Source organism: Micromonospora pallida (genome assembly GCF_900090325.1).
GTDB lineage: Bacteria > Actinomycetota > Actinomycetes > Mycobacteriales > Micromonosporaceae > Micromonospora > Micromonospora pallida.
The window spans coordinates 4,118,679-4,132,219 of the sequence record NZ_FMHW01000002.1; the positions used below are offsets into that span (position 1 = coordinate 4,118,679).

The following is a 13,541-nucleotide window of genomic DNA, read 5'->3' on the forward strand; positions in this document are numbered from 1 at the left end:
ATGGACTTCGACTTCGACGCCCGGACCACCGAACTGCGTACGGCGCTGCTGCGGTTCCTGGAGGAGCAGGTCTATCCGGCCGAGGCGGTACACGCCGAGCAGGTGGCCGCCGCCGGTGACCCGTGGACGCGTCCGCCGGTGCTGGCCGAACTGAAGGCCGAGGCCCGGACCCGGGGCCTGTGGAACCTCTTCCTCCCCGACCCGCGCCACGGCGCCGGCCTGACCAACCTCCAGTACGCTCCCCTCGCCGAACTGACCGGCCGCAGCCCGCACCTGGCCCCGGAGGCCCTCAACTGCGCCGCGCCGGACACCGGCAACATGGAGTTGCTCGCCGCGTTCGGCACCGAGGAGCAGCAGGAACGCTGGTTGCGTCCGCTGCTGGCCGGCGAGATCCGCTCGGCGTTCTGCATGACCGAGCCGGGGGTCGCCTCCTCCGACGCCACCAACATCGCCACCCGGATCGTCCGGGACGGCGACGAGTACGTCGTCAACGGGCGGAAGTGGTGGTCGTCCGGGGCGATGGACCCACGCTGCGAGCTGCTGATCGTGATGGGGAAGACCAACCCGGACGGTGAACGGTACAAGCAGCAGAGCATGCTCCTGGTGCCCCGGGACACGCCCGGTGTGACGGTCCGCCGGGGCATGACCGTGTTCGGGTACACCGACGCCGCGCACGGCGGGCACGCCGAGATCGACTTCACCGACGTCCGGGTGCCGGTGGCGAACCTGGTCGGCGTGGAGGGGGGCGGTTTCGGCATGGCCCAGGCCCGGCTCGGCCCGGGGCGTATCCACCACTGCATGCGGCTGGTCGGGATGGCCGAACGCGCGCTGGAGCTGATGTGCCGGCGGGTGGTCGACCGGGTGGCGTTCGGCCGGCCGCTGGCCGAGCAGGGCGTGGTCCAGGAGTGGATCGCCGAGGCACGGGTGCGGATCGAGCAGGCCCGGCTGCTGGTGCTCAAGACCGCCTGGCTGATGGACACCGTCGGCAACAAGGGCGCGCACACCGAGATCCAGGCCATCAAGATCGCGGCGCCGGCGATGGCGGAATGGGTGATCGACAAGTCCATCCAGGCGCACGGCGGCGCCGGGGTCAGCCAGGACACCCCACTGGCCACGCTCTGGGCGCAGGCCCGCATCCTCCGCCTCGCCGACGGTCCCGACGAGGTCCACCGCGCCTCCCTCGCCCGCCGCGAACTCCGCCCCTACACCACCTGACCCGTCGCGGCACGCGGGGCGCGGGGTGGGTGGACGGGTCAGGCGGAGATGCGGGGGATCAGGTGGGGAGGTAGGAGGACGTGGGGGGCGGGGAGGGCCTCGCCCCGGATTCGGGCGACCAGCAGCCGGGCCATCTGCCGGCCCATCTCCTCGATCGGCTGGGCGACCGTGGTCAGCGGTGGATCCGACTGCCGGGCGATCGGCGAGTCCTCGTACCCGATGATCGCCACGTCCTCGGGCACCCGCCGGCCGGCTTCGCGCAGCGCACGCAGCGCCCCGCACGCCATCAGGTCGGAGGCCACGAGGACGGCGTCCAGGTCGGGGCGGGACGCCAGGAGTTGGCGCATGCCGGCGGCGCCGCTGGCCTCGCTGAGGTCCCCGTACGCGATCATCGCGGGGTCGACCTGGCCCTCGCTGGCCGCGACGGCCTCCCGGTAGCCGGTCAACCGGGCCCGGCCGGCGCCGGTGTCCTGCGGGCCGGCGATGGTGGCGATCCGTCGCCGCCCCTTGCCGACCAGGTACTCCACCGCCTGCCGGGCACCGCCGACGTCGTCCACGTCCACGAAGTGGGCCGGCTGCGCGCCGGGACGCGGCATCCGCGCCGGCCGACCGCCGAGCACGGTCGGCAGGCCGCGCTCGGCCAGCAGGGTGGGCAGCGGGTCCGCGTCGTGCCGGGAGAGCAGCAGTACGCCGTCGACGTGCTGGCTGGTGAGGTGGTGCTCGACCCGCTCCCGCTCGAGCGGCGACCGGGCCAGGGCGAGCCAGAGCTGCATCGGAGTCCCCAGCAGCCCAGTGCTGACCCCCCGGACGATGCCGGTGAAGAAGGCCTCGGCGAAGACCTGTTCCCCGGACTCCGAGACCACCAGGGCCACCGCGTCGGTCCGCTGGGTGACCAGGGCACGGGCGGCCCGGTTCGGCACGTACCCCAGCTCGGCGATGGCCTGCTGCACCGCGGCCCGGGCCTCCGGGCTCACCTGCGGCGAGCCGTTGACCACGCGGGAGACCGTGCCACGCCCGACACCGGCGCGGGCCGCCACCGCGTCGAGGGTCGGACGCCCGAGCGAACGGGTGCGCTGGATCGTCATCGTCGGCTCCGGTCAGCAGAGTCGGCGCAGCAGGGTGCTGGCGCGGCCGGCGTCGAAGGTCGTCGGGTCGAAGGGACGGCCCAGCCAGTCGCGCATCGCGTCGTGCTCGGGATGGGCCGGATCAGCCAGGGCGTCGAGCAGGACCCGGTGACCGGACGGGCCACCGACGTCCTCCGGCGGGCAGGCCCCCTCCCCGTCCAGGCAGGTCGGGTAGCGCTCGTCCGGGTCGGCGGTCAGCACGTCCTCGACCACCAGGTCGTGCTCCCACCAGTCACCGAAGTCGTAGGTGTAGCGGAAGCGGCTGCTCTTGCCCACCACCACGTCCAGCCGGGTGTCCAGCTCGTCGCGCAACGGCAGCCCGTCGTCCGGGTCGGGTACGCCGTACTGCGTCCCGTCGATCTCGAAGCAGTGCAGGTGGCAGTCCTGCCACCCCATGGCGTACTGCACCACGCGGTGCACCCGGTCCAGGGTGTACCCGCCGGGGACCAGCACTCTCCGCCAGACCGGCGGACGGACCCCGGCCAGGGAGACCCGTAACTGGAAGATCTGACGGGGCATGCTGTCCCATCCTCCCTCGGCATAGGCTGCCAGCATGATCTGCCGAGCGTGCCGGGCGAAACGGCACGGTGACTGCCCGGGCCGGAACTGGTGCGACTGTCAGCACCGTACCCCCGGACCGACCCCTCCGGTCACCGGTCCGGCGAGCGAATGAGCGTCCAGATCCCGATCCACCGTGCCTGGCCGGGACCGGCCACCGGGCCGTTGGACGACGCGGCCCTCACCGCCCTCTACGATCGCGGCGACCGTCCCCGGCTCCGGGTCAACTTCGTGACCAGCATCGACGGCGCGGTCGCCCTGGACGGCTACTCGGCCGGCCTGTCCGGGGAGCCGGACAAAAGGGTGTTCGGACTGCTCCGGATGCTCTGCGACGCGCTCGTGGTGGCCGCCGGCACCCTGCGACACGAGGGCTACCGGGCGGTACGCCTCGACGAGGCCCGGCGGGACTGGCGGCGGGCGCACGGACTGGCCGCGTACCCGACGCTTGTGGTGGTCTCCGGCTCGCTCCGCCTCGACCCGGCGCAGGCCGCCTTCGCCGACGCCCCGGTCCGCCCGGTGGTGCTGACCACGGCCGACGCCCCGGCCCCCGCCGGCCTGACCGAGGTCGCCGACCTGGTCCGCTGCGGGACCGACCGGGTGGACCTGGCCGCCGGCCTGGCCGAACTGCGCCGGCGCGGCCTCGACCACCTGCTCTGCGAGGGCGGGCCACGGCTGTTCGGCGCGCTCACCGCCGCCGACCTGGTCGACGAGGTGTGCCTGACGGTCGCGCCGCTGCTCGCCGGCCCCGGGTCGGGCCGGATCACCGCCGGGGCGGCCAGCCTGCCGCGTGACCTGCCGCTGCGGCACGTGCTCGCCACCGACGACGGCGTGCTGATGCTGCGCCACGCCCGGGACTGACCGGGCGCAAACTGGCAACCTGTCGTACGGCTGGGGCAGGATGCAGCACGTGTGCCCTGAGCGAGTGCGACTGACCAGCGGAGCCCGGTGATGATCGACAGCCCGGCCGGCGGAGCCCGGCGATGATCGACGACAGCCCGGTGCCGGCCGGCGACGCCTTCGACGGCTCCGGCGAGGAGGTGGGCCGGGTGCTCGGCACCGCCGACGCCACCCCGCTCCAGTTCTGGACGGCGGTCTCCGACGGCAGCTACCTGCAACTGGACGACGTGGTGGTGACCCGGCGCGAGCTGCCCGACCGGGAGCCGGTGACGATCGCCGGGGTGGTCACCCAGGTCCGCGCCCGGCACGAGGGCGCCCAGTTCGACTCGGACGTCTTCGCCATCGCCGACGGCACCCTCCCCGCCCAGGTGCAGGAGGCCGCCGAGATCACCACCACCCGGGTCGACCCGGAGCTGTACGTCCCACCCACTCCCGGGGCGGTGGTCCGCCGCGCCGAGGGCGACGCCCGGGCCCGGGCGCTGCACTTCGACCGGATGGAACGGCGCATCCCGATGGGTACGGGCCGGGACGGGGTGCCGGTCTACCTGAACGCCGACTTCCTCGACGGCAGCCGGGGCGCGCACGTCTCCATCTCCGGCATCTCCGGGGTGGCCACCAAGACCAGCTTCGCCACCTTCCTGCTCTACTCGGTGTTCCGCTCCGGCGTGCTCGGCGGCGACGCGGTCAACGCCAAGGCGTTGATCTTCAACGTCAAGGGCGAGGACCTGCTCTTTCTCGACCACCCGAACACCCGGCTGGACGACGCCACCCGGGCGGCGTACGCGAAGCTCGGCCTGGCCGCCGGGGCCTTCCCGGACGTGCGGGTACACGCCCCGCCCCGGGTCGGCGACTCCTCCGGCACACCGGACGTCAGCAGCCGGCTCACCGGCGTGGACAGCTTCTACTGGACGCTGAGCGAGTTCTGCGCCGACCGGCTCCTGCCGTACGTCTTCGCCGACGCCGACGACGAACGCCAGCAGTACACGATGGTGGTGCACGCGGTCACCGCCCACCTGGCCCGGTACGCCCAGCCCGCCGACGGCGGGGTGAGCATCGACGGCACCCGGCTGGGCTCCTACACCGACCTGGTCGACCACATCGTCGAGCAGCTCAACGACGACGAGACCCGCAGCGACTGGACCGGCAGCGCGGTCGGCATCGGCACGGTCAACGCCTTCGCCCGACGGCTGATCGGCAGCAAGAAGGACCTGGGCCGGCTGATCCGGGGTGACCTCGCCACCCGCCGCCCGCACTCGATCAACACCGCGGAGAGCGCCCAGGTCACCGTGGTCGACCTGCACAACCTGCCGGACCGCGCGCAGCGGTTCGTCGTCGGGGTGACACTGCGCGGCGAGTTCGAACGCAAGGAGAAGGCCGGCACCGCCAAGCCGCTGCTCTTCGTCGTCCTCGACGAGCTGAACAAGTACGCCCCCCGGGAGGGCTCCTCGCCGATCAAGGAGGTGCTGCTGGACATCGCCGAGCGGGGCCGCTCGCTCGGGGTGATCCTGGTCGGGGCCCAGCAGACGGCGAGCGAGGTGGAGCGGCGGATCGTCACCAACTCGGCGATCCGGGTGGTCGGCCGGCTCGACCCGGCCGAGGCGTCCCGCCCGGAGTACGGCTTCCTCCCGCCGGTCCAGCGGCAGCGGGCGCTGCTGGCCAAACCGGGCACGATGTTCGTCAACCAACCGGACATCCCGGTGCCGCTCTGCCTGGAGTTCCCCTTCCCGGCCTGGGCCACCCGGGTCTCCGAGGCCGGCCACGCCCCGTCGGAGACGCTCCGGTCGATCACCCAGTCCGCCGACCCGTTCGCCGTGGTGGGCTCCGGCGGCTCCGACGACGACATCCCGTTCTAGAGGGGTTAACAGCCTGTGAAGATCCTGCACACCTCCGACTGGCACGTCGGCAAGGTCCTCAAGGGCCAGTCCCGCGCCGAGGAGCACAAGCAGGTCCTCGCCCAGGTCATCGAGATCGCCCGGCAGGAGCGGCCCGACCTGGTGATCGTCGCCGGTGACCTCTACGACACCGGCTCCCCCACCCCGGAGGCCACCCGGCTGGTCACCCGGGCGCTGACCGCGCTGCGCCGCACCGGCGCGGACGTGGTCGCCGTCGGGGGCAACCACGACAACGGCCCGGCCCTGGACGCGCTGCGCCCGTGGGCAGAGGCCGCCGGGATCGTCCTGCGCGGCAGCGTCCGGGACACCAACCCCGCCGACCTGGTGATCGACGGGACGACCCGGGACGGCGAGCGCTGGCAGCTCGCCGCGCTGCCGTTCCTCTCCCACCGGTACGCCGTCCGCGCGGTGGAGATGTACGAGCTGACCGCCGCCGAGGCCACCCAGACGTACGCCGACCACCTGGGGCGGGTGCTCACCCGGCTCACCGAGGGGTTCGCCGAACCGGACCGGGTGCACCTGGTCACCGCGCACCTGACCGTGGTCGGCGCGAGCACCGGCGGCGGGGAGCGGGACGCGCACACCGTCATGGGGTACGCCGTCCCCGCCACCGTCTTCCCGGGCAACGCCCACTACGTGGCGCTCGGGCACCTCCACCGGGCCCAGCGGGTCGACGGCCCCTGCCCGGTGCGGTACAGCGGCAGCCCGATCGCGATCGACTTCGGCGAGCAGGAGAACGTCTGCTCGGTGACGCTGGTCGAGGTGACCGCCCGGACGGCGGCGCAGGTCCGCGAGGTGCCGGTCTCCGCCGCGGTGCCGCTGCGCACCGTCCGGGGCACCCTGGCCGAGCTCGCCGAGGTGGAGCCGCCGGAGGGGTGGCTGCGGGTGTTCGTCCGGGAGCAGCCCCGCGCCGGGCTGCGCGAGGAGGTCCAGGAGCTGCTCCCCCGGGCGCTGGAGATCCGGATCGACCCGGAGCTGGTGCCCGCTCCCGGGAGTGCCCGGGCGGCCCAGCGGGCCGGCCGTTCCCCGCAGCAGCTCTTCGCCGACTACCTATCCGGACGCGGGCACGACGACGACGGGGTGCGGGAGCTGTTCGACGAGCTGTTCGAGGAGGTCGACCGCTGATGCGCCCGATGCGGCTGGACATGGCGGGCTTCACCGTCTTCCGCGAGGAGACGAGCGTCGACTTCACCGACGCCGACTTCTTCGCGCTGGTCGGGCCGACCGGATCGGGCAAGTCGACGGTGCTGGACGCGATCTGCTTCGCCCTCTACGGCACGGTTCCCCGCTGGGGCGGGGCACGGGGCCTGGCCAACGCGCTCGCCCCGTCCTCCACCGAGGCCCGGGTCCGGCTGGTGTTCGAGTCCGCCGGGGACCGGTTCGTGGCCACCCGGGTGGTCCGCCGGGACGGCCGGGGCGCCGTCAAGACCACCAACGCCGGGTTGCAGCTCATGCCACCCGGCTTCGACGTCACCAAGCTGGACACCGGACTCAGCCCGGAGGACCTCGGCGAGGTGCTGGCCGGCACCCCGGCCGAGATGGAGCAGGCGGTCCTGGAGGCGGTCGGGCTGCCGTACGAGCAGTTCACCAGTTGCGTGGTGCTGCCGCAGGGGCAGTTCGCGGACTTCCTGCATGCCAAGCCGGCCACCCGGCAGCAGATCCTGGTCAACCTGCTCGGTCTCGGCGTCTACGAGGAGGTGCAGAAGCGGGCCACCGAGCGGGCTGGGAAGGCCGAGGCGAGGCTGGAGCAGGTCGACCGGACACTCGGCGGCCTCACCGACGTCGACGACGCGGCGCTGGCCGAGGCGGAGTCCGCCGTGACCCGGGCGCACGAGCTGGCCGAGGCGGTCGCTGACGCCGTACCGGAGCGGGATCGGGCCCGGGCGGCGGCGCGGGACGCGCACGCGGCGCTGGCCGCCCTCGACGCCGACCTGGCCGTGCTCGACGCGGTACGCGCGCCGGACGGGGTGGCCGAGGTTGCCCGGTCGGTGGCCGCCGCGCGGGCGGACGTCGACGGGGCGGCGAAGGCGGTGGCGCTGGCCGAGGAACGCGAGGAGAAGCTACGCGGCGAGCTGGCCGGGGCGGGGGACGAGAGCGCGCTGCGGCTGCTGCTCACCGCGCACGCCGACCGGGACCGGCTCACCGGCGAGGTGGCGTCGGTGGCCGCCGCGGTGGCCGGGGCGGAGGCGGAGCACGACGCGGCGGTGGCCGCGCTGGCCGGGGCCCGGGCGGCAGCCGAACAGGCGGAGGCCGAGTTGGAGGCGGCGTTCCGGGCGCACGAGGACGCGAAGGCCGCTGATCAGGCGGTGGCGCTGCGGGCGCACCTGACCGACGGGGCGTGCTGCCCGGTGTGCGAGCAGGTGGTGCCCCGGGTGCCAGCGGTTCCGGCCGGCTCGGCGGTGACACGGGCGGTGGCCGCCGGCAAGGCGGCCCGGACCGCCAGCGACGCGGCGAAGCGGCGGGTGCAGGAGTGCGACAGCGCTGCCCGGGACCTGGAGCGGGTGCTGCTGCGCGCCCGGGCCCAGCACGACCAGTTGGGCGGCCGTTTGGCCGAGCTGGACGAGCGGCTCGCCGGGGCCGCCACCGCCGACGCGCTCCGGCACGAGCTGGCCGAACACGCCCGGTTGCGAGCCGCCCTGGACGAGGCGGCCGGCATGGTCCGCGCGGGCCGGGACGCCGCCCGACGGGCCCGGGCGGCGGCCGAGGCGGCCGAGGAGCGGCTACGTGCCGGGTGGCGGGAGTTCGACACGGTCCGCGACGGGCTGGCCCGGTTCGGTCCGCCGGCCGCCGACCGGGACGACGTCGCCGCCGCCTGGGCGGGGCTGGCCGGCTGGGCCGGCGGGGAGGCGGACCGGCGCCGCGCGGACCGGGTGGGCCGGGCCGCGTCTGTGACGGAGGCGGAGGCCGCCGTCGGGGCGGTGGAGGAGCGGATCACCGCGGTCTTCATCGCCGCCGGGCTGCCCATCGCCGACGATCCGGTCCGCGCGGCCACCGTCGCGGTAGAACGCGCCGAGGCGGCCCACCGGCGGCTGGTGGAACGCCGGGAGCAGGCCGCCGAGCTGCGCGAACAGCGGACCGGACACGAACGGGAGGCGCGGGTGGCCCGCGCGCTCGCCGGTCACCTGCGGGCCAACAACTTCGAGCGGTGGCTGCTGGCGGAGGCGCTCGACCTGCTGGTCGACGGGGCCTCCCGGATCCTGCGGGACCTCTCCGGCGGGCAGTACGACCTGGTCCACGACAAGGGTGAGTTCTTCGTGGTCGACCACCACGACGCCGGGCTGCGACGCGGGGTGCGGACCCTCTCCGGCGGGGAGACCTTCCAGGCGTCGCTGGCGTTGGCGCTGGCGCTGTCCGAGCAGTTGGCCGGCATGTCCACCACGGCGGCGAGCCTGGAGTCGATCGTCCTGGACGAGGGGTTCGGCACCCTCGACGCGGCCACCCTGGACACGGTGGCCGCCACCCTGGAGAGCCTGGCCGCCCGGGGCGACCGGATGGTCGGGGTGGTCACCCACGTGCCGGCGCTCGCCGAACGGATCCCGGTCCGCTTCGAGGTCCGCAAGGACGCCCGCAGCGCCCGCGTCGAACGGAGTGGCCTGTGAGCGCAGTCGCGAACGAGAGGCCAGCCCGGTGAGCGGGGCGGGTCGTCCGCAGTTCTTCGTGGACGCGTGGGACCCGGCGTACGGGGCGTCGTTCGAGGCGTCCCCGGGCGGCCCGGCCGCGCCGAGCAGCGCCCAGGTCGACCCGGACGTGGAGCTGCCGACGGCGGACTGGCGGGCGGTCGGCCCGCGGGCGGGGGTGCACGCACCCGAGGTGGTGCTCCTGGTCGACGGGGTACGTCGGATCGACGCCAGCGTCTGGACGGCCGAGTCGGACGGCGTCTCCTACCCGGGGGTGGCGGCGTCGTACGCGGCCGGGGTGGTCCGCTGCGACCTGGGGCGGGGCGCGGCGGAGATGGCCGGCGCCCGGGTGGCCCGGGGGCTGTTCACGGCCAGCCCGTCGGCGCAGGAGATGGTCGCCGGGTCGGTGCGTTACCCGGTGCACCGGGTCGGCGGCAGCGGCGAGCTGAGCAAGTTGCCGGCCGCCGTGCAGGGCCCGTTGACCGCGCTGGAGGTGCAGGTCTCCGACGCCGCCCGTACCGATGGTGACCTGCTGGTGGTGGACGGCCCGCTACGCGCCCGGCGGCAGTTGCCGCGCACCCTCGGGTACGTCAAGACGCAGCACAGCCAGTATCTCGACGCCCGGCTGACGGCGGTGGTGACCGCGCTGGAGCCGGGTCAGCGCTGCCCGGTGTTCCGGTTACGGGTGGGCACCGGTTGGGGCGGCTGGTCGTGGTATCTGCGGCTGCCGGTGGCCCGGGGCGCGCCCTGGGCGGGCATCGTCCGGGTGGAGTGCTCGCCCGACCTGGAGCCGACCGAGGCGGTCGCGTTGGCCGACCTTTCGCTGGTCACCCTCCCCCGGTTCGCCTCCACCCCGTACAAGGACCCACGCGCCCCGCAGAACCTCGTCCCGATCGCCGGCCTGGAACGCCGGTTGCGGGCTCTGCTCGGGGACGCCCGCCTGCTGCACCGGGCGCTCTCCGCCGCCGCCCGCCGCGCTCGCCGCTGACCGGCGACCGGCGACCGGCGACCGGCGACCGGCGACCGGCGACCGGCGACCGGCGACCGGCGACCGGCGACCGGCGACCGGCGAGGATACTGGCCGGATGGGGCGCAGGCGGGGCGGGGAACGGGCGGTCGAGCGGGTCGACACCGGCGAGGCCGAACTGCTGCCGGACGCCGACCGCCCCGGGTCGTGGACCCTGCTGCTCGACGGTGCCCCGCAGTCGCACGTCGACCTGACCGACCCGACCCACCTGGAGTTCGAGTACGTCCGGCGGCTCGCCGCCGCGCTGGACCTGGTCGCCCCGGAGGGCGTACCGCTGCGGGTGCTGCACCTCGGCGGCGGCGCGCTGACCCTGCCCCGCTACCTGGCGGCCACCCGGCCCGGTTCGACGTCCCGGGTGGTCGAGGTGGACGGGGCACTGGTGGAGCTGGTCCGCCGGGCCCTGCCCTGGCCGGCGCAGGCCCGGATCCGGGTCCGGGTCGCCGACGCCCGCGAGGTCGTGGCCACCACGCCCGACGCCGCGTACGACGTGGTCGTCGCCGACGTCTTCGCCGGGGCCCGCACCCCGGCCCACCTGACCTCGGTGGAGTACGCCGCCGAGGTGGCCCGGGTGCTGCGCCCGGAGGGCTGGTACCTGGCCAACCTGGCCGACGGCCCACCGCTGCGGTACGCCCGCGCCCAGGTGGCGACGGTCCGGGCGGTGCTGCCCCGGGCCTGCCTGGTCGCCGACGCGGCGGTGCTGCGGGGCCGCCGGTACGGCAACCTGGTGCTGGTCGCCGGCCGGGAGGAGCCGCCGGTCGCGGCGCTCACCCGGCGGGCCGCCGGGGACTGGTTCCCCGGTCGGGTGCTCGCCGGGGCGGAGCTGGACCGGTTCGTCGGCGGCGCGACGGTGGTCCAGGACGCCGGGGCGACCGCCTCCACCCCACCCCCGCCCGGACTCTTCTCCGTCCGCCGGTGACATCCTCGATGCGAACTGGCGGCAAGGCGGCCGGATCGGGTGTCCGAGGTCATCCGGCCCGCTGAGGGTCGTCCCAATCGGGTGCGGTCGGTGATCTGCTGGTGCGAGGGCTGGCCCACCAGGGCGGTGGATGACGGCGAGGCACGAGAACGTGACAGCCTGCAGATGTAGGCCACACTGGTCTGGTGCATAGTGGACGCGCCCGGAAGGCGGCCTGGCTCGGAGTCGGCGCAGGAATCGTCCTTCTGCTGGTCGCGGTGCTACTCGCACTGGCGAAGGGGCACCCTGGCCGGCTCAATGCAGCAGACCAGCTCGCCAGCGTAGCCAGCGGACTCGTCGGCCTGGTCAGCCTGGCCGTCAGTCTCATGTCGCTGCGGATTGCGACACACGCCGAGCAACCTGACCCAGCCGTTCTGCTGGACCGCGCCTGCGGAGAACTGGCGAGGCAGGTACAGCAGCAGTGGCATCAGGAGGCAAAGGCGCGAGGGCTACTCCGTCCTGAACCTCTGCGGGTGCGCTGGTCGTCCACCGGACGCCCCGTCTCGGCCACGCCAGTGGAAGTCCTCGGCCCCGTAGCGGGCCGGGTCATCCGGTTGAAGCTGCACGGCGATGTCACCGAGGTCGCCGACAAGTGGCGGCAACTGCCGGCCCGACAGTTGGTGGTGATTGGGGCCGCTGGGGCAGGCAAGACATCCTTGGCGCTGCTACTGACCCTCGATCTATTGAAGGACCGGGATGCCGACGAGCCGGTGCCGGTGCTGATGAACCTCACGGAGTGGGATCCCCACCGCGTGCATGTGGACACGTGGCTGGCCCGCCAACTGGCGGAGCTGTATCCGGTACTGACCGATCGAGACCGGTTCGGCTCCAATGTCGCGGTACGGCTGGTTGACTGGTCCCGGATCATCCCGGTGCTCGACGGCTTGGACGAAATGCCGCCACGGCTGCGCGGCGCCGCAGTGGCGGCGTTGACCGATGTGGTGAGCCGCGACCGGCCGCTGGTGCTCACCTGTCGGTCCCAGGAATATCAGGACACCATCGAGGAAACCGGCATCCCCTTGGCTCGGGCCGCAGTGGTGGAGATCGAGCCCGTAACCGGGCAGGAAGCCAGCGAGTACGTACGAGCTGGGCAGGTCCACGGCGAACGTCGATGGGCACCCGTCGTGGAACACCTCCGGGCGCACCCACAGGGAGCACTGGCGCAGACCCTGTCGACCCCACTGATGGTGTACCTGGCCCGGACCGCGTACACCCCGCGACATACCGATCCGGCCGCACTCACTGCCTTCACGGATCCGGCTTCGGTTGAGGAACACCTGCTCCAGGCATACCTACCCGCTATCTACGGCCCCCGCACCCCCACCCGCGACACCGACAGCCCACCATCCCTCCATGACTATCCTCCGGATCAAGCCCGCCAATGGCTGGCCTTCCTTGCCCGCCATCTACAACAGCGACGCAGCCGCGACCTGCATTGGTGGCACCTTCTCGCCGCCGTCCCCCGACCCCGACTCTTGTTCGCAGCCGTGTTTGCCCTTGTTCTTGCGATCGCAGGCGGACTCTGGGGCGCGAGCACAGGAGGATTGATGGTCGCGCTCATAAGCGGCCTCACAATCTGGATGACCGTATTTCCGGCTGTCCTGGTGGTAGGTTCTCCCGATGAAGCCGTCATTGACACCACTCCAGGACGGATATACATAAACCCAAAAAGGCTGCTGTTCAGGCTCGTGTCCGGACTCGCGATCGGGCTCACTATCGGGCTCGCGTTCAAGCTCATGACCGGACTCGCAGGATGGCTCTTGGCTGGGACCATTATCGGAGTCATCTTCGGGTTCGTTACCGGGTTTGACAAACGCGCTAAAAGCAGCGAGATTCTCGATATCCGGCTGACCATTCGAGACAACAGGACACTGTTCCTCGCGCTCGGACTTGGGCCTACGCTCGTATTCGGGCTTGGCTTCGGGATTGCTTTCGAACCCTCAGCCGGGATCACGGCTGGATTTTACGCAGGGGGCATGTTCGGACTATTTGGAATTGTCGGATATGGTCGCACCTGGTTTTGGTTCTGTGTGGCGCGTTTCTGGCTGGCGGCAACCGGGCGCCTCCCGTGGCGGCTGATGCGGTTCCTCCATGACGCCTACCACCGTGGGGTCCTACGGCGGGTCGGTGCGGCCTACCAGTTCCGCCACGCCCGGCTCCAGGACTACCTGGCTACTGATGGCCAACGCCCTGCTGACACCCTTCAACTGGGTGGAGCTGAGGGAATGTGAACCCCTGGCCCCCTCGATGCGAACC

General features: G+C 73.2%; 10 protein-coding genes. 8 read left to right on the plus strand and 2 right to left on the minus strand.

From position 1 onward, the window contains the following. Complete coding sequence (locus tag GA0074692_RS16740; RefSeq protein ID WP_091645701.1) at positions 1-1,215, plus strand: acyl-CoA dehydrogenase family protein; 1,215 nt, start codon at positions 1-3, stop codon at positions 1,213-1,215. Between the two features lie 38 nt (positions 1,216-1,253). Here the strand turns inward: GA0074692_RS16740 and GA0074692_RS16745 are convergent, their stop codons facing one another. Both GA0074692_RS16745 and GA0074692_RS16750 read right to left on the minus strand, forming a co-directional pair. Continuing rightward, the gene (locus GA0074692_RS16745; RefSeq protein WP_091645703.1) at positions 1,254-2,300 is read right to left on the minus strand and encodes a LacI family DNA-binding transcriptional regulator; all 1,047 of its coding nucleotides are present in this window, start codon (positions 2,298-2,300) and stop codon (positions 1,254-1,256) included. Between the two features lie 12 nt (positions 2,301-2,312). After that, a complete protein-coding gene (locus GA0074692_RS16750; RefSeq protein WP_091645705.1) occupies positions 2,313-2,858 on the minus strand; it encodes a plasmid pRiA4b ORF-3 family protein in 546 nt (181 codons plus the stop codon). Positions 2,859-3,008: 150 nt separating this feature from the next. On the opposite strand from GA0074692_RS16750, the gene GA0074692_RS16755 reads away from it, so the two are divergent. From GA0074692_RS16755 to GA0074692_RS16790, 7 genes are all read left to right on the plus strand, one after another. Beyond that, positions 3,009-3,755 (plus strand): pyrimidine reductase family protein, encoded by a 747-nt coding sequence (locus GA0074692_RS16755; protein ID WP_091645708.1) that lies wholly within the window; start codon positions 3,009-3,011, stop codon positions 3,753-3,755. Positions 3,756-3,877: 122 nt separating this feature from the next. Next, entirely contained in the window at positions 3,878-5,647 is a 1,770-nt protein-coding gene (locus GA0074692_RS16760) for an ATP-binding protein (RefSeq protein WP_091645710.1), read from the plus strand. Between the two features lie 15 nt (positions 5,648-5,662). Then, entirely contained in the window at positions 5,663-6,811 is a 1,149-nt protein-coding gene (locus GA0074692_RS16765; protein WP_091645712.1) for an exonuclease SbcCD subunit D, read from the plus strand. Then, positions 6,811-9,285 (plus strand): AAA family ATPase, encoded by a 2,475-nt coding sequence (locus GA0074692_RS16770; protein WP_091645714.1) that lies wholly within the window; start codon positions 6,811-6,813, stop codon positions 9,283-9,285. The genes GA0074692_RS16765 and GA0074692_RS16770 overlap by 1 nt, the downstream gene beginning before the upstream one ends. 28 nt (positions 9,286-9,313) lie before the next feature. Further along, positions 9,314-10,291 carry a hypothetical protein gene (locus tag GA0074692_RS34015; protein WP_141725309.1) on the plus strand — a complete coding sequence of 326 codons (978 nt, stop codon included), beginning with the start codon at positions 9,314-9,316 and terminating at the stop codon, positions 10,289-10,291. Between the two features lie 97 nt (positions 10,292-10,388). Further along, the gene (locus GA0074692_RS16785) at positions 10,389-11,246 is read left to right on the plus strand and encodes a spermidine synthase (protein WP_091645715.1); all 858 of its coding nucleotides are present in this window, start codon (positions 10,389-10,391) and stop codon (positions 11,244-11,246) included. 185 nt (positions 11,247-11,431) lie between these two features. Beyond that, positions 11,432-13,516, plus strand: coding sequence for an NACHT domain-containing protein (locus GA0074692_RS16790; protein ID WP_141725310.1), 2,085 nt, complete (start codon positions 11,432-11,434; stop codon positions 13,514-13,516). Positions 13,517-13,541 lie beyond the last annotated feature (25 nt).

Excerpts from the sequence above, each read along its gene's own strand:
- GA0074692_RS16745 (WP_091645703.1), bottom strand. The coding sequence starts at position 2,300 with ATGACGATCCAGCGCACCCGTTCGCTCGGGCGTCCGACCCTCGACGCG.
- GA0074692_RS16760 (WP_091645710.1), top strand. The coding sequence starts at position 3,878 with ATGATCGACGACAGCCCGGTGCCGGCCGGCGACGCCTTCGACGGCTCC.
- GA0074692_RS16750 (WP_091645705.1), bottom strand. The coding sequence starts at position 2,858 with ATGCCCCGTCAGATCTTCCAGTTACGGGTCTCCCTGGCCGGGGTCCGT.
- GA0074692_RS16770 (WP_091645714.1), top strand. The coding sequence starts at position 6,811 with ATGCGCCCGATGCGGCTGGACATGGCGGGCTTCACCGTCTTCCGCGAG.
- GA0074692_RS16755 (WP_091645708.1), top strand. The coding sequence starts at position 3,009 with ATGAGCGTCCAGATCCCGATCCACCGTGCCTGGCCGGGACCGGCCACC.
- GA0074692_RS16740 (WP_091645701.1), top strand. The coding sequence starts at position 1 with ATGGACTTCGACTTCGACGCCCGGACCACCGAACTGCGTACGGCGCTG.
- GA0074692_RS16785 (WP_091645715.1), top strand. The coding sequence starts at position 10,389 with ATGGGGCGCAGGCGGGGCGGGGAACGGGCGGTCGAGCGGGTCGACACC.